Raw genomic sequence first — 18,609 nt, 5'->3', positions numbered from 1 at the left:
AGTAATCAGTCAAAAAGACGAAAATAGGGATAACGTTTGGGAACCCCCGGTTCTTTTTCTAGATCAAAGTTAATTACATCCCAACAGGGTTCATCGGGGGCATCGGGACTAAATTCTACAGGTAAACCGTAGAGACGGGGAATAGTGGCTTCACCCGGTTCATTGCCGCGCCAAGTAGTGTTACGTTCTAGGTAGGAACTAACTAAATCGCGATAACGGTTGGCAATAATCACTTTAGTCGCTTTAAATCCTTGGGTATAGAGACGATCGAGTGCTTCGTGAATCTCAAAACGAATACCATCCGGGTGAGTGTGTTGACGATACCACTCACCATTCCAGAGTCGCCAATGTCGTCCTGACTGCAAGTGAACCAACTCACCCGTTTTGGGATCGGCTTCAAAAGCCCCATGGCGCGGACACAAATAGGTATCCGTCAAAGTGAGGGCGGGGATTAGCTGCCGACAGTGAGGACAATGGATATCGGGGCCAAAAACAGGGTATTGTAAACTTGCATTGATCATGGGAGAACCTAAACTAAAAATTGCTATCTTTGTACCAATAATCCTACCCATATTATACCCAACCAAATTGGACGGGCATTCTCTTTCGACTTTAGTGCAGATCCTTTCATGTCTTTAGATAACTTAAGATCAACTTCTAATTTCTGGCCGATTGTCGATGTCAGTCAAGCGGCTTTTATTGCCCCCAATGCCACGGTAATGGGCGATATTTCCCTAGCTGTGGGGGTGAGTGTTTGGTATGGGGCGGTATTGCGCGCCGACGTGGAACGCATCGAAATTGGGGCTTATACTAATATCCAAGATGGGGCGATCCTACACGGAGATCCAGGCAAAATTACTATCCTTGAGGATTACGTTACCATCGGGCATCGGGCGGTAATTCACGCAGCCCATATTGAACGCGGTTGTTTAATCGGCATTGGGGCAGTGATTCTCGATGGTGTGCGCGTCGGGGCAGGTAGTATTGTCGGGGCGGGTAGTATTGTGACAAAAGATATACCACCGCGATCTTTAGTGGTGGGCATTCCCGCTAAACGCGTCCGGGAAGTGTCGCCACAGGAGGCTCAAGAGTTGATCGAACACGCCGAGCGCTATGCTAAACTTGCCCTCGTTCATGGGGGAAAAGGTACTGATACCGGATTCCCAAAACGGGCGGATTAGGGTATAAATATAAAATGAGAATCAAGTAACAATCTTTTAAGCACTGACCGAGGAGAAGGAAATCTATGGACTGGAGAGTGTTAATCGTTTTAACCCCTTTGCTTATTGCTGGTGGCTGGGCTGTCTTCAATATCGGTGCTGCCGCTATTAGACAAGCTCAACAGTTTCTCAGCAAACAAAGTTAATAATAGTTTATACTTCTTAGTAAAACCGACCGCCTAGGCGGTCGGTTTTTAATTTTTCCTTATAAGGCGATCGCTGATTGGAATTATCAATTATCAATTATGACTGATCAGTGATAACTGATCACTGAATTGTCAACTCGACTAGGAAACTAATTTTACACTACTACCTAACCATGAAATCTAACTGTCAAAATCTCATTCAAGAACTTGCCCATCTGGAAATGATCACCGATCCGGGGCAAGTGGCGAAACTTTCCTTAGATTATTATCATTTTAGTCCCATTTTAGAGGCACAACTGCAAGATAAACGGGCTGATTTAGTTATTCGTCCCCAGAATAGCCAAGAAGTTATTGACATCGCTAAAACCTGCGTTAAATACCAAATTCCTTTAACAGTTAGAGGTGCGGGTACAGGTAATTATGGTCAATGTGTTCCCTTGCAGGGAGGAGTAATTTTAGACACAACCAAACTAACAAAAATTATCTCGATCAAACCGGGGACAGCCCGGGTAGAAGCGGGTGTAAAAATGGCATTTTTTGATAAACAAGCTCGCGCAATTGGTTGGGAATTAAGAATGGCTCCCTCTACCTATCGGACGGCGACAATTGGCGGTTTTATCGGGGGTGGCAGTGTGGGCATGGGTTCAATTAATTATGGACAATTGAAGGATAGAGGTAATCTGCAAGCAGTGCAATTAGTCACCCTAGAAGCAGAACCAAAAATTATCGAATTACGGGGAGATGAGGTAGAAAAAGTCAATCATGCCTACGGAACCAATGGCATTATTACTGAATTAGAAATAGCTCTCGCTCCCTGTTATCCTTGGGCTGAATTTATCGTTACTTTTGCCGATTTTATCACCGCCGCTAAATTTGGTCAAGCACTCAGTGATAGTGATGGTATTGTTAAGAAAATGGTTAGTGTTCACTCCTGGCCAATTCCCGCTTATTTTACTGCTCTTAAGGATTATTTACCCACAGGAAAAGCAGCAGTTTTGTTAATAGTATCAGAGATCGATCGAGTGGCATTAGAGTCTTTAATTCAAGAATATCATGGTGAACTTACTTACTATAAAACGCCAGAAGAAACCCAAAAAGGCAGCGGTATCTTAGAATTTACTTGGAATCATACCACTCTCCACGCACGTAGTTTTAACCCCAAGATAACTTATCTACAGGCTTTTTATTTTAATCTAGCTACGGTAGAGAAACTCTATAATTATTTTGGGGAGGAAATAATGATGCACATAGAATTTTTAAAATTTCAAGGTAAAGTTATTCCCGCCGGTCTTCCCTTGCTAGAATTTACCACAGAAACTCGATTAAATGAGATTATTGCTATCTATGAACAACAGGGGGCAGCCATTGCCAATCCTCACACTTATATCATGGAAGATGGCGGCAGCAGACAGACTAATCCGCTACAACTAGAATTTAAAAAACTCGTCGATCCCTACGGATTGAACAATCCGGGTAAAATGCGAGCATGGGTTGAAGCAAGGAGGTAGGGATTCGATTCAGGCTAGATTAAACAAGATAAGACCTCTTGCATAAATTTTTTATGGGATAACGGATGGTCTTGCTTTTTTCTCAATTTTTAGATGGAAGTGGAAAAAAGAATAAAATGTGATCTTAGGTCAGGAAATTATCTATAGCGTTTTTCAGTCTGCTGAGGTACAAAAGTTATGGGTTTTAGGCACTCATGCAAGAGGCAAAAGGCAAAAGGGAAGAAAAATAGGTGTACCTCACTAGCTTAGGAAACGCTATATACTTTTGCTATGTTTATTAGCAAAAATTAAGCTTTTCAACATTAATAATGTACCTCTTGCGAAAAGGAAACGCTATAAATACGTCTTAGATGATTAAGAATTGTGTGCGATCGCTATATCTACCTCCTGCCCGCCCGATCTTTCGCAGGCGACCCCTGCTAGGATAAAATACGGGTGAAAAATTGCTAATCCAAGGAGTACAGACGTGATTGAACCTTTAGTGCTAGGGATTGTCCTAGGCTTAATTCCCATTACCCTAGCGGGTTTGTTCGTTGCCGCCTACTTACAGTACAAACGGGGCAATCAATTCGGCTTAGACTAAATCTATCACGCCAATCCCCCGAATTGAGACAATCTCCCGTCAAGCTAGGCACTAGACGGGAGATTTTTAGACATAGCAGATTTGCCGCTTAACACATTATGGCTGCCGGCGTTGCCATCCCTGCAAAATTCATCTGTCTTATTGGGAAAGCGCACGCCTAAAACCAAGAGCTACACGGCTGTTAAACTAGGAAAACGAATAACGGTTTCCGTGTATTCGGGAACCCATCCGGCGGTAGTGGTGAAGTAACGCACTGCTTTAACTCGTTTACTGGCAGTGAGGTGAAACCAATGTTCGCTATGGGCGGGAACATTGATATATTCTTGAGGTTGAATAGTTAATTCCCCCTGAGAACCATCGGCAAAGACAAAGCCAAAAACCCCCTCCCCATCAATGATATAACGCACCTCATCCTCGGCGTGGGTGTGACAGCGCTCGAATTTTGCCAGTAAAGTGTCGAGATTGGGAATTTCGGGGTGTAAAACGATTAAATCTCTAGCTTGATAACCCGCTTCTTGCTTAAGTTGCTCAAAATAACCGTCTAAGCTGGTTAAAACTATTTCTTTTTCTTCGTCAGTCAGAGAAGCTTGCTTAAGTAGCTGACGGGTGGCCTCGTTTTCGATCGGCCAATAGTTTAAAGTAACATTTAATTTAGCCAATTCCAGACTAATATCGGCTAACTGGGTATAGGTTGTCCCATTCTCTAAGCGTAGTATCGCCATTGGTTATCATCCTCAAGATTACTTTTTATATTTTAAAGTTTTCCAGAGGCAAGCCGCTCGATTTTTTGCGCCTCGATCCCTTGCCAGTTCCTAGGATTTTCTGCTCAAAAATGCTATTATGGTCTATATATGGGGAATTAGCTCAGTTGGTAGAGCGCTGCGATCGCACCGCAGAGGTCAGGGATTCGAGTTCCCTATTCTCCATTTTTCAGAGATATTAACCGCTTTTTAAGGTTCAAGAAAGATTATGAACCACTGTCAACTTCCCAAAAGCTAAAATTGTCCAATCCACAGCGCACCGCAAAACCAAAACCGTTGGGATAATAGTTACTGATGTGGCGAATCCGAGGATTTTCTTGGTTGATTTTTTGGGCTCTTAAGCGAGTAGTTATGATATATCAGCAGAAAATAATCCACACAAGCCTTGGCAAGTAAGGCTCACCAGAATTCAAAAAAGCAATTTTAATAAAAACAGCTTTTTGCTTTGTTGGATTCCAGACTATTTAAGGGTTTAGGCTGATTTAAACTACTATAGCGGTTCTCACACCTGAGTGGCACACTTAAACCTTTGCTGATCAGACTTTTCAACATCGATAATGTACCTCTTGCGAACAGGAAACGCTATAATTTGCTATAACCAGTCTAGGAGAGCCATTTTTTGCAGAACTGCTTCGGTGTTATCTTGGCTATTGTCATTAGCCACACAGTACATTTCTGTCTCATGTCTCATTACTCTTATTCTTGGGTTTAAAAACTAGACTATCACTGGCGACATAGTTAATACTCGCCCCCACTAAAACCCCAATCATTGTATTAACTCCTGGGCTAATTCCTAACCAATTTAAGAAGGGAAATATCAAGAAAACTCGCAGTAAAACTGCTAAACCTGCCGAGAGATGATAGAGAGGAAGTTGTATCAAAATCACATCTCTAATTGTCCAATCGCCCCCAGTCCACACCCAGATTCTATAAATAAAGAAACTAGCAATTAAAGATATTTCTATAGAGATGACGTTGGCCACATTTTCGAGCCAAGGTGTATTAAATCCCAAGTCATCAATGAACCAATAAATTAAGAATAAGTTAATTAAAAATGCCACTCCCCCAGCAATGAGAAATCGGACAATTTTATTGTTGTAGATTTTAGTTAACATATAGTACAGTAAAATATGCTCTGGTTTAGCTTTTCTAGGTCAATATTGCTATTAATAACATCATTGTGAACCAGCAGAACCAGTTACTAGAATGATCGCCATAACTATATCCTGAATTTTTTGCCTAGTTGTTGAGAAATTTCCCAAGTTGAGAAAACTTTCCCTGACTTTACTATATATGTTCGCCTTTGTCAATTAAACAGGAGGAGATTCCCTTAACTGCGGCAATTCCGTCAAAAATGATCGTCTTATCCACTAGAAGCGCTTTAATGGCGTTTTCTTGCCAGTAATCCCTAATTAAGTCTCCATCCCCCCCTGTTAAAATTATCCCGCTCTCTGGATATAAATTTAACCATTCCAGACTAAATTTTTCTATTCCCGCCAAAATTGTATAAATTATCCCACTTCTTATCCCTTCTGCTGTTTCTTTTGCCCACATCTGGGGTAATATTGCCGATAAGGACACCTCTGGTAAGGCTGCCGTCCGTTCCCTTAAACTGGCTAATTGCACCTTTAACCCGGGTAAAATTGCCCCCCCCACTAGCTTTTTATCCCTATCCACTCCCGTAAAAGTTAAGGCTGTTCCCGCATCGATGACTAAACAGGGAAATCCGTATTTTTTCCCCGCACCTAAGACAGCTAAAGCTCGATCGATGCCGAATGTTGCATATAAATCCAATAAAGGAATATCTTTTAAAGTAATTATCCGTAAATTGCCATAATTTGCCCATAATTCCCTTTGGCTAGGAACCACAGAAGCGACAGCCAATGCACAACTGCATTTATTTGTCAAGAGTTTAGGGAAAATTTGTTGCAAAAATTCATCACTTAGGGGTTCGGTCAGGTGGGGAGTATCGAGACAAGCTAACAGGGTTTGACCGCGAAAATACCCCCAATGTAGCCGAGAATTGCCGATCATCAACCCTATCCAGTCAGTATCTTGCTCAGTCATTTAGTTAGTGGGAAGTATTTTCAGTGAACAGTGAACAGTAATCAGTAATCAGTAATCAGTAATCAGTGAAAAGACAGCACTGTTAATGCCATTTAATACTTCTCATACTAAATCCGTTGAGTATAGGCTACATATCAGGACAGGCAATAGGCACTCTTGCAATAGGCAATAGAAGCAATAGATAATCAGTCTTTAATAACCAGATTTAGTATCACTTACAGCTTTTCCCAGATACATGAGCTTCGTTGTTACATCTGAAATACTTGATTAGCAATGATCAGCTTGTGCTTCACCTTTACGAGAAAGGCTGTCATGCTATTCACTAAAAACTCACATCTGATCACTGAATAACTGATCACTGATAAGGCTGATATTCGGGGGAATTATCTAGAAATCATGACAAAAGTTTTTTAATGGTTGAGCAGGCAAGAGATAAGATAACCTATGTATAGAATTTAACAAAAAATCTGGTTAACGGACATTGATCAAGTCGATAGCGCAGTGTCAAACAAGTTCTTTTCCCGCTCAGGTATGGCAATTAGATCACGGATTAACCGTAATTCATCAGTATTTACCCGTGACTCCTGTGGTGGTGGTGGATGTGTGGGTGAAAGCAGGTGCGATCGCTGAACCCGACTCATGGTTAGGTATGGCCCATTTTCTCGAACACATGATCTTTAAGGGGACAAAAAAACTTCCCCCCGGACTCTTCGACTATTTAATCGAAAATTGTGGCGGAATGACCAACGCTGCCACCAGTCACGATTACGCGCACTTCTATCTCACCACCAGTGCGGATCAAATTGAACATACCTTACCCCATTTAGCAGAAATTCTTCTGAATGCCGAGATTGACGATGAGGAATTCTATCGGGAAAAAGATGTAGTTTTAGAAGAATTACGGGCCTGTTATGATGATCCCGATTGGATTGCCTACCAAACCCTCTGCGGAAGCATCTATCAAAACCATCCCTACGGACGCTCTATTTTAGGTGATGAACCCCGTTTAGAGCAATTAACCCCCAACCAAATGCGCTGTTTCCATCGCACCTATTATCAACCAGAAAATATGTGTGTGGCGATTATCGGGGGAATTGAACCCCAACCAGCTTTAGAAATTATCCGGCAATCTTTTCGGGAATTTCCCGTCCCCTCGGAATCCCCTCCCCATCTAGTGGTTGCCGAACCCCCTCTGATCGAAATTCGTCGTTCCCAAGTATATTTACCCCACCTAGAACATTCTCGTCTCTTGATGGGATGGATTGGACCGGGATGCGATCGCCTAGAAGATGCCTTTGGATTAGACTTGCTTTCGGTAATTCTTGCCGGGGGACGCTGTTCGCGGTTAGTGCGACAGCTGCGGGAAGAAGCGCAAATCGTCCTCGATATTAACAGCAATTTTTCCCTGCAACGAGATTCCAGTCTCTTTACCATCGGCGCTTGGCTATCTAGCTCACAAACCGCGGCAATTGAAGCTATTATCTGTGAACATCTCCAACGTCTGCACGATCATCCCGTCACCCCCGCAGAATTACACCGCACTCAACAGTTATTAGCTAACGATTATATTTTCTCCACAGAAACCCCAGGCCAATTAGCCGGACTCTATGGATATTATCAAACCCTGAGAGCTGCCGACCTAGCAACGATCTATCCCCAAGTTATCCAAAGTTTGCAACCGTCAGATCTACAGCGTCTCGCTCGTCAGTATCTCTCCCCGGAGCGATATGCTATTACAATAATGCAACCCTGTGAATAAACCATGTCCGCTTCCCCCATTCACCGCTTAACCTTAGAAAATGGCATCACCCTTTTAGTGGTGGAAAATACGGCCGTGGAGTTAGTTGCAGGGAGGATTTTTCTCAAAAATGCGGGTACTCGTTGGGAAAAAAACGAAAAAGCGGGTTTATTTCGTCTTTTAGCCGTGCTGCTCACCAAAGGTACAGAAAAGTTATCTTCCCTAGAAATTGCCGATCGCATTGAGTCCACGGGGGCCGGTTTAAGCGCCGACACAGGGACCGATTATTTTGTGGTTAGTTTAAAGACTGTTACAAAGGATTTTTTAGATATATTGCGTCTAGCGGCGGAAATTATTCGTTTTCCCAGTTTTCCCACTCCAGAAATCGAATTAGAGAAAAATCTCACCCGTCAAAGCATTCGCTCTCAATTGGAACAGCCTTTTAATGTGGCTTTTAATCAATTACGCGCCGCTATGTACCCGGATCATCCCTATGGTATGTCTTTATTGGGTACGGAGGCAACGGTTTCGCAATTGCGACGGGATGATCTGCTGGCCTATCATAGTCGCTTTTTCCGTCCTGATAACTTGGTAATTAGTCTTTCTGGCCGTATTACCCTAGAGCAAGCAGTAAAAGCAGTAACGGAAATTTTTGGCAGTTGGTCAATTCCCGATCTTCCTTTATCTAGTTTACCCCCGGCCGCTTTTGATTTTCAGCCCACCTGTTTAACTACCGTCCAAGCTAGTCAACAGGCGATCGTTATGTTAGGATACCCCGGCTCTTCTGTACAAGAGGATGATTATGCCGTTTTAAAATTATTGAGTACCTATCTGGGGAATGGGTTATCTAGTCGTTTATTCGTGGAATTGCGAGAAAAACGGGGATTAGCCTACGATGTTTCCGCTTTTTATCCCACCCGTCTCGATTCTTCCCAATTTGTCATTTATATGGGAACTGCACCCCAAAACACAGCGATGGCCGTGGCGGGATTGCGTCAGGAAGCAGAAAGGTTATATAAAGTAACTTTGAGTGAGGAGGAGTTACAGTCAGCTAAAAATAAGTTATTGGGTCAATATGCTCTCGGTAAACAAACTAACGCCGAAATCGCTCAATTATACGGTTGGTATGAAAGCTTAGGTTTGGGGATTGAATTTGATCGCACTTTCCCGGATTCTATTAATCAGATTACTGCCGAACAAGCGCGATCGGTAGCCAGTAAATATTTTCAAAATCCTTACATTTCTCTAGTCGGTCCAGAAAATGCGATCGCTGAAATTCTCTAGTCAGAGCAAAAAGCAGCAACAAAAAACTATTGCCGCTGCTATTTTTGATTAACTCCCCGGGTGGGATTCGAACCTACGACCAATCGGTTAACAGCCGACCGCTCTACCACTGAGCTACCGAGGAAGGCTACTCACAATTAATAATTATAATCATAAGTCCCTCAATAATGCAAGTGCTTTCTGGATTTTTTCTCAAAAAAATTTCCAGTGCCAGCAGCGGTGGGCGGAGAATCGACTATTGTGGAGTTAAGGACACCATTAAGTCTAGTCTATGCTTGCCCATCACCGCCGTCCCGTTTCCTTCTGTCTGCTCTCGACAGATCTACCCATCCTCTCCACTTTAGACACTGCCGCTACCCTCTACCAAAAGGATCGCCACCGGTTTCATCTTCTCCTCAATCAACCACCAGTCGCTCTCGCAGAAATAGAGACACTCAAACCTGAAAATAAGCAAAATAAATTAATTTGGCTAGAAATTTCAGCTAATCGGGTAATTATGACCATGCAGGGCCAGGGAAGATTCGCCTATCGTCATTTTTGGGAGCAAGGGGTTTTTGGTGTCAGTCGCTACTGGTTAAATGCCGAAAGTCCTCAACCGGGTTACGCTTTTCGCATCCGCAACTATACCCGTAGTCTCAAATTAGAGGGGAATAATCTCCCCGAATATTTGCGTCTAGAGTACGAATTATGGTCAGATAACCTGATTTTAGGTCATTATGTCCTTCATTTGCAAGTACACCATTAAATAGGGTTGGCTGAATAGAGCTAAAACCCTTGTGGGATAAGACTTTTAGGCTTTTTGTCCTCAAAAAGTGCCAGCCGGTGGCAAAATTTAGGCACTTTTTCCCCGAAAATTAGGTAATTGTGGGGTGGATTGAAGAATTAGTGCTACACTTCCCGAAAAGTCGATTTTATTTGAGCTTGTTGTTAGGAATCCACTTAAAAGACGTTGTTTAATCTGGCTAATACGCTCTTGGGTATAATATGGGGAAAAGTTCCGGCGATTGCAGTAAAATGGGGGAATATGCCCAAAGTTTCCACCTATCGTTACTCTGGAGAGTGTTAGACAGAAAGTTTCTGTATAATATGTAGTTCGCCAACCAGCCATGATTCTTCGCATCTTTCGTGTCGAGATTGATCCATCAACCCGTTCCGCTTTTGAGGCCGGGTTTCGATCCCTGTCCGTCGATGCAGTCACGCGAGCCCCCGGCAATCTTTCGTGCGAGATTGGGATGCCTACTCGATGGGCGCCCAACACGTATTCCATGATCACCCGATGGCGCGACGAAGATGCTTTGGTCGCCTTCGCAGGGCCGGAATGGAACACACCAGTGATTCCCGCCGGTATGGAGGCTTTCGGAAGAAAGCTGTCCGTAGAGCACTACCGGATTGACGATTCTCCCATCGGCGAACAACGCAATGCAGCGGACTCGCGATAAAATCGGGCGGTGTGGATCGTCCAAGGTTGCGAGCCGCTGATTGCCAACGTTATACATACATTACCCGTAGCAGAAAGCAGAAAGTTTAAGTAAGGAAAAGATACATTATGTCTAAAAAAAATCAATCGAAAAGATTAACGAATCAACATAAAGAGTCTAAAGGTGTAGCTGGTATATTTGGGGCTGAAGCAAAATCACACGAAACAATAGTTGGAGAAATTTCACATCTTGTTATTGACCAACTTAAAAAGGAGTTTCCTCAATTATCTTTTCAATACAAAAGAAGTATAAAAAAAGAAGAAATAAACGAAGCATTAAAGAAAGTTGACCCAGAATTAGGGCAAACCCTTTTTGTATCAGATTCAAGTATTAGACCTGATGGTGGAATAATAGAAGTAAAAGACGATAACGGTAATTGGAGAATCGTTTTAGTCTCGGAAGCTAAACGTCAAGGAAAAGACATTGAAAATATCAAAAACGGTAAACTGGTAGGTAAGAATAATAATCAAGACTTGATGGCTGCTGGTAATGCAATAGAAAGGTCGCATAAAAACATATCTGAAATCGCTAATTTGATGTTATATGAATCTCATTTTCCTTATGTCTTATTTCTTGAAGGCTCAAATTTTTTAACAGAAAATATTTCAATTAAAATACCCGATGGAAGGGTTGTAACGCTCGAATATAATTCAGGAATGTTAAATAGATTAGATCGATTAACTTCTGCAAATTATGGAATGCCAATTAATATCAATTTGTGTAAGAATAAGTTTGTCAAACATAAAGATAAAACCATAATGCTTCAAGCAACTTCTATATACACACAAGGGAATGGAGAAAAATGGGATATCAAAAAAATGTTTGATATTATGCTTGAAATTTCTAAAACCTCTCTTCAAGTATTAGGCAGTGAAATATTTAATCAGATAACCAAAAGTAAATAACTAAAAACAAAACATTTATTAAATCAAAAAAGGTTGAACATGGTAAGAAATGCGACAAATAAATTATTGCAAAATGCTAAAAAACTAAAAAGTGACGAGTTTTATACACAACTTTCAGATATAGAAAGTGAGTTGCAACATTATAAAAGTCATTTTGAAAATAAAGTAGTTTATTGCAATTGCGATGACCCCAGAATTAGTAACTTTTTTAAGTATTTTGCTGCAAACTTCAAAAAGTTAGGTCTAAAAAAAATAATAACATCTTGTTATCGAGAACAAGTGAGAGATTTATTTAATACAGAAGAAGATGAAAAGGGTTTTTTCTTTGAATATACAGGTACAGATAGAGAAAAAAATAAACCTATTTCCACTGACATTATTTACTTTAATGGGGATGGAGATTTTCGTAGTCCTGAAAGTATTGAACTATTAAAAAAGTCTGATATTATTGTTACTAATCCGCCATTTTCATTATTCAGAGAATATGTAGCTCAATTAGTTAAATATGACAAAAAGTTTTTGATAATTGGCAATATTAATGCAATAACCTATAAAGAAATTTTCAAACTAATTAAAGAAAACAAAGCCTGGTTAGGAATAAATCTTGGTAGAGGTATTTCTGGTTTCATTGTTCCCGAACAATATCAACTTTATGGAACAGAGGCTCGTATTGACAATTCTGGAAATAGAATAGTTTCTCCAAATAATTGTTTATGGTTAACAAACTTAGACACATCAAAACGACACCAAGATATAGCTCTCACAAAAAGATATTTTGGCAATGAGGAAGCATATCCAAAATATGACAATTATGATGGAATTAATGTCAATAAAACCCAAGACATTCCTTTAGACTTCAAGGGGGTTATGGGTGTACCAATAACATTTTTACATAAATTCAATCCCGACCAATTTGAAATAATTAAATTCAGGAAAGGGAATGATGATAAAGATTTATCAGTAAATGGGAAATGTCCTTATTTTAGAATACTAATCAAGAATAAACGAATACAAACTGAATATATTGATTTAACTGACAAAGAAAAACAATGTATAACTCAGTCCTAGGGTGCGTTCCCTAATGCAAGTCCTACTACAAAGCGATCGCTTTTGGGGAACGCACCATGCACATTGATGGCAGCTGTCAGTGGGATGCCGAAGAACCTAGTGCGATCGCCGTTATCTTCTTGATTAAACTTTAAAACTGCCATTGCTTGGGATAGGAACGCCAACGGCGATCGCTCTTTGGGGATAAGGAGTGCGATTGCTGATCTTGTCGTTTAGGTCGAGGTAACAAAACCCAACAAGCTTTGTTATAATATTTTTGTCATAAAGCAAGACTTATAAAAATAGATTTATGCCAGAAATTACTCGATTTTATGGAATTATCATTAAAATCTTTTTTGCCGATCATCCACCTCCCCATTTTCATGCGATTTATGGAGAATATAACGCCCTATTTAATCTGGAAACCTTAGAAATCATTGAAGGAGACTTACCTAATAGAGCCACAAAAATGGTTGTAGAATGGGCAACAATCTATCAATCAGAATTATTGAAAATGTGGAACACTCAAGAATTTAATAAATTACCACCTTTGAAATAAAACAATGCTTTATCCCAAAATAACATCAGCCGAAATCATTGAAAATTATACTCTATTGGTGCATTTTTCTAATCATCAATCTAGAAAATATAACTGTGAAAATCTACTAGAAAAAACGATGTTTTCTTCCCTTAAAAACTATGCTTTCTTTAAAAACTTTCAACTTGATCCATCAGGTAGCGGAATCATTTGGAATGATGAAGTTGATATAAGCGAGTATGAAATTTGGATCAATGGAATTGAACTATGATTGCCGATTTTGTAGTGCGATCGCCGTTATCTTCTTGATTAAACTTTAAAACTGCCATTGCTTGGGATAGGAACGCCAAGGGCGATCGTTTTGGGAAGGATCAATTTTTGGGTAATGGCGATCGCTTTTCTTGTCATCAGTTCTAACTCATGCTGATTTTGATATAATAGCCATAATTGTTTGACATCTTAAGAGAAAAAATCATGATTAGAGCGATTAAACAGAAAGGAATTGTTGGCAGAGAAGGAAAAATAGAGCTTTATTCTGCGGAACTAGAAGAAGGAACAGATGTGGATATCATTATTTTAGTATCTGATCCTGAACCCGATACAACCGAATATCTTCTTTCAACAGAAGCCAATCAGCGTGAATTATCCGAAGCTATTGACAGAATAGAAAAGAAAGAAAACTTAGTGATAATTACTGTAAAAGAATGGCGTGAAAAATATAGTATTTGATCCAAAAGCTTTTAAACAATTCAATGAATGGGCTATAGAAGACAAAAAACTCTATAAAAAAATAGTTGATTTAATTGACGACATATTGCGCCATCCTTTCTCTGGAATCGGTAAACCCGAACCCTTAAAACATCAACTCAAGGGTTATTGGTCAAGACGCATTAATGATGAACATCGCTTAGTTTATAAAATTACAGAAACAGAAATTGTTATTATCAGTTGTAAATTTCATTATGACTAGGCTCAATGTAATCGCTGTCATCTTGTGGATTAAACTTTAAAATTGCCATTGCTTGGGATAGGAACGCAAATGGCGATCGCTTTTTGGGCAGCAGCAGGAGCGATCGCATCTCTCTTAGGGTAGAACGCTGATGGCAAAGGATGGTCAGTCAGCCCTAGATAGTCAACAGCCTACCCGAAAAAGCTAGATTTTGTAACAAAATTTAGTATTACTTAGGGCTGTGTATAGAGAAGTTGCGAATTGTTAACCTTAGCTTTGCTAGGAAAATAAAACATGGTATTGTGACCCCAGGGCCGTGAAAAACGGCCAGGTTTTCAGTTTTTTTAAACATCAGGTCGCTACATTCTACAGCTATTTTCGCTCAAAAAAACCGATTTTCTAGGCCTTTCTATGACTTATCTTGTTGAAAATCCTTCTACAACCTTTTATTCCTATACCGATACGGGGGTCGATCCCCTGAAAACCGCTCACGGAGTTTATATCACGGTTCACGGACATTTTTACCAACCACCGCGAGAAAATCCCTATCTAGACAGAATTGAACGGCAACCGAGCGCCCATCCCTTCCATAATTGGAATGAACGCATCCATCACGAGTGTTATCGTCCCAATGCTTTTGCGCGCATTTACAATGACCGGGGGGAAGTGATCAAAATAGTCAATAACTACGAATATCTCAGCTTTAACATCGGGGCCACCCTCATGTCATGGATGCAATGCCATGATCCCGAAGTTTATCAACGCATCCTGACAGCGGACCGAAAAAGTTGTCAACGCTTAAACGGTCATGGTAACGCCATCGCCCAGGTCTATAATCATATCATTCTGCCCCTAGCCAACAAACAGGACAAATACACCCAAATTCGCTGGGGAAAAGCCGATTTTCAGCATCGTTTCGGCCGTGATCCCGAAGGAATGTGGTTAGCGGAAACAGCCATTGATTTAGCCACAGTGACAGCTTTAATCGATGAAGGGATTAAATTCACCATTTTAGCCCCTTCCCAGGCCCTGCGCTGTCGTCCTTTCCCTAGCGACCATGATCCCCATCCCCAATGGCACGCGGTGGCCGGAGGTCAAATCGATCCCACCCGTCCCTATCGCTGTTACATCCCCGATGGTCGTTATTTGGATATTTTCTTCTACGATGGCCCAATTTCTCGCGATATGGGCTTTAATGATGTCCTAGCCAGCAGTGATTTTCTCGTCGGTCGTCTGGGACAGGCAATTAAAGGGGATCATCGTCCCTCCCAGTTAATCAGCGTCGCTACCGATGGGGAAACCTTCGGCCACCACAAACAGGGGACAGAGAAGTGTCTTAGCTATGCTTTTACGGAATCTTTCCCTAAAAACGGCTGGACAGTCACCAATTTTGCCCATTATCTCAGTATTTGCCCCCCCACTTGGGAAGTGGAATTAAAACCCGTGACCGCGTGGAGTTGTGTCCATGGCGTAAATCGTTGGCAGGATGACTGTGGTTGCGGGGGAGGGGGAAATTACCAGCAAACATGGCGTAAACCCCTGCGGGAGTCCCTAAATTGGCTCAGAGATGAGTTAATTAAGGTATATGAGATTCAAGGACAGGAATTTTTCCGCGATCCTTGGCAGACAAGGGATGACTACATTGCAGTTATTTTAGATCGATCCCCAGACGCGATCGAACATTTCCTCGCTTTGCATCAAAGTCGCCACCTGAGTAAAAGCGAGAAAATCGATGCTTTGCGTTTGTTAGAAATGCAAAGACAGGCTTTATTGATGTTTACCAGTTGTGGCTGGTTTTTTGAGGAAATTTCTCGACCTGAAGGTACGCAAATTTTGAGATATGCTGGCCGATCCCTGGAATTAGCTGGAGAAGTGGCTGGAATTCAATTAGAAATGAATTTCCTCAGTCGTCTAGCTTTCGCCCCCAGTAACGTTAAGTTATATCAAGATGGGGCCGATGTCTATCGACAATTGGTCACTTCTGCGCGGGTCGATTTGGAACAGGTGGCAGCCCATTACGCTATTAGTTCCCTGTTTACCAATTATCCCAGTCATCATCGGATTTATTGTTACAATACCCGTCAATTAGATTATCAAAAACAAGCGATCGGGTCTTTAACTTTAGCGGTGGGACAGGTGGAATTAACCTCGGAAATTACCCAAGAAAGTGAACATTTTGTTTTTGCTGTTCTACATTTAGGAGGTTGGGATTTTTACTGCTGCATTCAACCGTTTAACAGTCGGTTAATCTATACCAATCTAAAGGATCATCTCTTTGAATCTTTACAACAGGCCAGTGTTTCGACCATGATCGTAGAAATGGGGCGCGGATTGGGAGAAAACTTTTTTGCTTTACCCCATCTTTTTGCCGATGAAAGACACCGGATCATGCAGAAGGTGACAGCCGAAACTAAAAAACGTCTCGATCAATTATACACCCAAGTTTATCGGGATAATTACGGCATTTTAGCGGCTTTCCAACGGGATGAGATTCCCGTACCTCAAGAGTTACAGGTAGCGGCCGATATAGCCATTTCTCACCGTTGTTTACAGGTGATTAATGCCCTAGAAAAAGATTTTGAGCAGCGGCAAGCGACGGAAAATAATCTCGATCAATTATTGGCTATTGCTAAGGAAGCCAATCATTTACACTGTCAATTAAACATTCCCGAAGCGCGTCAAACCTTAGAAAGTTTGCTCTGGCAATCTCTTTGGCAATTATTACACGATGGCGATCCTTTAACGGCGGAGGAGGATGCCCGCTTAATCACCCGTTTAATTGAAGTTAGCCAACAATTAAAGCTAGGATTATCCCTCGATCGCTCTCAGGAATTATACTATTATTATTTCCACGAGCGTCTGGTTCCTAATTGTTTGCGGTCTAATTCAATAGATGTTTCCTGTCCCTGGCCGATGACTCAATTAAAGTGGTTATTACTATTAGGACAGGTGTTAAAAGTTGATGTGAGTATTTGGCTGTAAAATCAGTCAAAGGGTGGGCAATGCTCACCCTTTGATTATTAAGTAGGTTAGGCGATAATTGTCCTGGAACTCAGGTTAACCCGGAGACTAAACCCTTAGATTTATAATGGACATAGTCTCTCATCTAAGATTTACATGACTATCACGCCGATTTATGCCGCCTCAGCCAGCACAGTAAGCCAGTATCCCGATGCTTTTGGGCGTTTTGGACGCTACGGGGGCAAATACGTCCCGGAAACCCTGATGCCAGCCTTAAGTGAACTAGAAACGGCCTATAATCAGTATAAGGACGACCCCGATTTTCAAGAAGAATTAAATCAACTGCTCAAGGATTACGTCGGTAGACCTAGTCCCTTATATTTTGCCGAACGTCTCACCGCCCATTATGCCAAAACGGACGGTACTGGGGCGCAAATTTACCTAAAACGGGAAGATTTAAACCATACCGGCGCTCACAAGATTAATAACGCCCTCGGCCAGGTTTTATTAGCCAAACGCATGGGTAAAAAGCGAATTATCGCCGAAACTGGGGCAGGACAGCACGGCGTGGCCACCGCTACGGTTTGCGCTCGTTTTGGTCTAGAATGCGTGATTTATATGGGAATTCACGACATGGAACGCCAGGAACTCAATGTTTTTCGCATGAGACTGCTTGGCGCGACGGTGCAACCCGTGGCTGCGGGGACGGGAACCCTGAAAGATGCCACCTCGGAAGCGATTCGCGACTGGGTAACTAATGTCGAAACCACTCACTACATCCTCGGTTCTGTGGCAGGTCCCCATCCCTATCCGATGATGGTGCGCGATTTTCATGCGGTTATCGGTCAAGAAACCCGTCAGCAAAGTCTGGAAAAATGGGGCGGTTTACCGGATATTCTCCTCGCTTGTGTGGGGGGTGGTTCTAATGCTATGGGTTTATTTCATGAGTTTGTTAAAGAAGCTGCCGTGCGTTTAATTGGTGTGGAGGCCGCCGGGGAAAGTATCGCATCCGGAAAACACGCAGCCACCCTTACCCAAGGTCAACCGGGGGTTCTACATGGGGCCATGAGTTATTTATTACAAGATAACGAAGGTCAAGTTATCGAGGCCCACTCCATTAGTGCCGGTTTAGACTATCCCGGAGTCGGGCCAGAACATAGCTTTTTAAAAGATAGTGGTCGCGCTGAATATTACAGTGTCACCGACAAGGAAGCACTAGAAGCTTTTCAACGAGTTTCCCGTTTAGAGGGGATTATTCCGGCCCTAGAAACTGCCCATGCTTTAGCCTATTTAGAAACTCTTTGCCCACAAGTGACCGGTAGTCCTCGCATTGTTATTAATTTCTCTGGACGGGGTGATAAAGATGTGCAATCGGTGGCTAAATATTTATCGATGAATGGTTAACAGTGAGCAGTTATCAGTTA

Annotated in this window: 19 protein-coding genes, 2 tRNA genes and 1 pseudogene; 17 read left to right on the top strand and 5 right to left on the bottom strand. The window is 41.8% G+C overall.

Annotation, left to right across the window (positions count from 1 at the left end):
* Nucleotides 1-5: 5 nt before the first annotated feature.
* Nucleotides 6-521 (bottom strand): TIGR02652 family protein, encoded by a 516-nt coding sequence (locus MiAbW_RS03145; RefSeq protein WP_046661831.1) that lies wholly within the window; start codon nt 519-521, stop codon nt 6-8.
* 108 nt (nt 522-629) lie between these two features.
* On the opposite strand from MiAbW_RS03145, the gene MiAbW_RS03140 reads away from it, so the two are divergent.
* The 4 genes from MiAbW_RS03140 to petG all read left to right on the top strand — a co-directional run bounded on the left by MiAbW_RS03140 (nt 630) and on the right by petG (nt 3,457).
* Nucleotides 630-1,181 (top strand): gamma carbonic anhydrase family protein, encoded by a 552-nt coding sequence (locus tag MiAbW_RS03140; protein ID WP_104395477.1) that lies wholly within the window; start codon nt 630-632, stop codon nt 1,179-1,181.
* A 65-nt stretch (nt 1,182-1,246) separates the two neighbouring features.
* Entirely contained in the window at nt 1,247-1,366 is a 120-nt protein-coding gene (locus MiAbW_RS03135; protein WP_002747397.1) for a photosystem II protein Y, read from the top strand.
* Between the two features lie 173 nt (nt 1,367-1,539).
* Nucleotides 1,540-2,874, top strand: coding sequence for an FAD-binding oxidoreductase (locus tag MiAbW_RS03130; RefSeq protein ID WP_151694887.1), 1,335 nt, complete (start codon nt 1,540-1,542; stop codon nt 2,872-2,874).
* A 466-nt stretch (nt 2,875-3,340) separates the two neighbouring features.
* Nucleotides 3,341-3,457: a cytochrome b6-f complex subunit V gene (gene petG, locus MiAbW_RS03125; protein WP_002738052.1), complete on the top strand. Its 117-nt coding sequence runs from the start codon at nt 3,341-3,343 to the stop codon at nt 3,455-3,457.
* A 170-nt stretch (nt 3,458-3,627) separates the two neighbouring features.
* On the opposite strand, the gene MiAbW_RS03120 is transcribed toward petG, so the two are convergent.
* Nucleotides 3,628-4,179, bottom strand: a complete 552-nt coding sequence (locus MiAbW_RS03120; protein ID WP_151694886.1) for a 1,2-dihydroxy-3-keto-5-methylthiopentene dioxygenase — start codon at nt 4,177-4,179, stop codon at nt 3,628-3,630.
* A 131-nt stretch (nt 4,180-4,310) separates the two neighbouring features.
* On the opposite strand from MiAbW_RS03120, the gene MiAbW_RS03115 reads away from it, so the two are divergent.
* Nucleotides 4,311-4,383, top strand: a tRNA-Ala gene (locus MiAbW_RS03115).
* A 518-nt stretch (nt 4,384-4,901) separates the two neighbouring features.
* Here MiAbW_RS03115 and MiAbW_RS03110 read toward each other — a convergent pair.
* Nucleotides 4,902-5,333: pseudogene (locus MiAbW_RS03110) on the bottom strand (GtrA family protein); the annotation flags it as partial.
* Nucleotides 5,334-5,505: 172 nt separating this feature from the next.
* Complete coding sequence (locus tag MiAbW_RS03105; protein WP_151694885.1) at nt 5,506-6,285, bottom strand: pantothenate kinase; 780 nt, start codon at nt 6,283-6,285, stop codon at nt 5,506-5,508.
* A 481-nt stretch (nt 6,286-6,766) separates the two neighbouring features.
* Between MiAbW_RS03105 and MiAbW_RS03100 the strand changes: the two genes are divergently transcribed.
* Both MiAbW_RS03100 and MiAbW_RS03095 read left to right on the top strand, forming a co-directional pair.
* Nucleotides 6,767-8,044, top strand: coding sequence for a M16 family metallopeptidase (locus tag MiAbW_RS03100; protein ID WP_151694884.1), 1,278 nt, complete (start codon nt 6,767-6,769; stop codon nt 8,042-8,044).
* 3 nt (nt 8,045-8,047) lie between these two features.
* A complete protein-coding gene (locus MiAbW_RS03095; RefSeq protein ID WP_151694883.1) occupies nt 8,048-9,307 on the top strand; it encodes a M16 family metallopeptidase in 1,260 nt (419 codons plus the stop codon).
* A gap of 52 nt (nt 9,308-9,359) precedes the next feature.
* Here the strand turns inward: MiAbW_RS03095 and MiAbW_RS03090 are convergent.
* Nucleotides 9,360-9,431, bottom strand: a tRNA-Asn gene (locus MiAbW_RS03090).
* A 147-nt stretch (nt 9,432-9,578) separates the two neighbouring features.
* Here MiAbW_RS03090 and MiAbW_RS03085 point away from each other — a divergent pair.
* The 10 genes from MiAbW_RS03085 (at nt 9,579) to trpB (ending at nt 18,589) form a co-directional block, all read left to right on the top strand.
* Nucleotides 9,579-10,052, top strand: coding sequence for a hypothetical protein (locus tag MiAbW_RS03085; protein WP_151694882.1), 474 nt, complete (start codon nt 9,579-9,581; stop codon nt 10,050-10,052).
* Between the two features lie 361 nt (nt 10,053-10,413).
* Nucleotides 10,414-10,746: an antibiotic biosynthesis monooxygenase family protein gene (locus tag MiAbW_RS03080; protein WP_002798459.1), complete on the top strand. Its 333-nt coding sequence runs from the start codon at nt 10,414-10,416 to the stop codon at nt 10,744-10,746.
* 107 nt (nt 10,747-10,853) lie between these two features.
* Nucleotides 10,854-11,690, top strand: a complete 837-nt coding sequence (locus MiAbW_RS03075; RefSeq protein ID WP_151694881.1) for an EcoRI family type II restriction endonuclease — start codon at nt 10,854-10,856, stop codon at nt 11,688-11,690.
* A gap of 39 nt (nt 11,691-11,729) precedes the next feature.
* Complete coding sequence (locus MiAbW_RS03070; RefSeq protein ID WP_151694880.1) at nt 11,730-12,758, top strand: adenine-specific methyltransferase EcoRI family protein; 1,029 nt, start codon at nt 11,730-11,732, stop codon at nt 12,756-12,758.
* A 289-nt stretch (nt 12,759-13,047) separates the two neighbouring features.
* Nucleotides 13,048-13,296 carry a DUF4160 domain-containing protein gene (locus tag MiAbW_RS03065; RefSeq protein WP_002736965.1) on the top strand — a complete coding sequence of 83 codons (249 nt, stop codon included), beginning with the start codon at nt 13,048-13,050 and terminating at the stop codon, nt 13,294-13,296.
* 4 nt (nt 13,297-13,300) lie between these two features.
* Nucleotides 13,301-13,546, top strand: a complete 246-nt coding sequence (locus MiAbW_RS03060) for a DUF2442 domain-containing protein (protein WP_036401527.1) — start codon at nt 13,301-13,303, stop codon at nt 13,544-13,546.
* A gap of 203 nt (nt 13,547-13,749) precedes the next feature.
* Nucleotides 13,750-14,004, top strand: a complete 255-nt coding sequence (locus MiAbW_RS03055; RefSeq protein WP_151694879.1) for a hypothetical protein — start codon at nt 13,750-13,752, stop codon at nt 14,002-14,004.
* Entirely contained in the window at nt 13,985-14,245 is a 261-nt protein-coding gene (locus tag MiAbW_RS03050) for a Txe/YoeB family addiction module toxin (RefSeq protein ID WP_002756268.1), read from the top strand. The genes MiAbW_RS03055 and MiAbW_RS03050 overlap by 20 nt, the downstream gene beginning before the upstream one ends.
* Before the next feature lie 390 nt (nt 14,246-14,635).
* Entirely contained in the window at nt 14,636-17,206 is a 2,571-nt protein-coding gene (locus MiAbW_RS03045) for a DUF3536 domain-containing protein (RefSeq protein WP_151694878.1), read from the top strand.
* Between the two features lie 135 nt (nt 17,207-17,341).
* Nucleotides 17,342-18,589: a tryptophan synthase subunit beta gene (trpB, locus tag MiAbW_RS03040; RefSeq protein ID WP_151694877.1), complete on the top strand. Its 1,248-nt coding sequence runs from the start codon at nt 17,342-17,344 to the stop codon at nt 18,587-18,589.
* Nucleotides 18,590-18,609: the final 20 nt, after the last annotated feature.

Source organism: Microcystis aeruginosa NIES-4325, assembly GCF_008974145.1.
GTDB classification, from domain to species: Bacteria; Cyanobacteriota; Cyanobacteriia; order Cyanobacteriales; family Microcystaceae; genus Microcystis; species Microcystis aeruginosa_G.
This window is presented reverse-complemented; position numbering and strand designations above follow the sequence as displayed.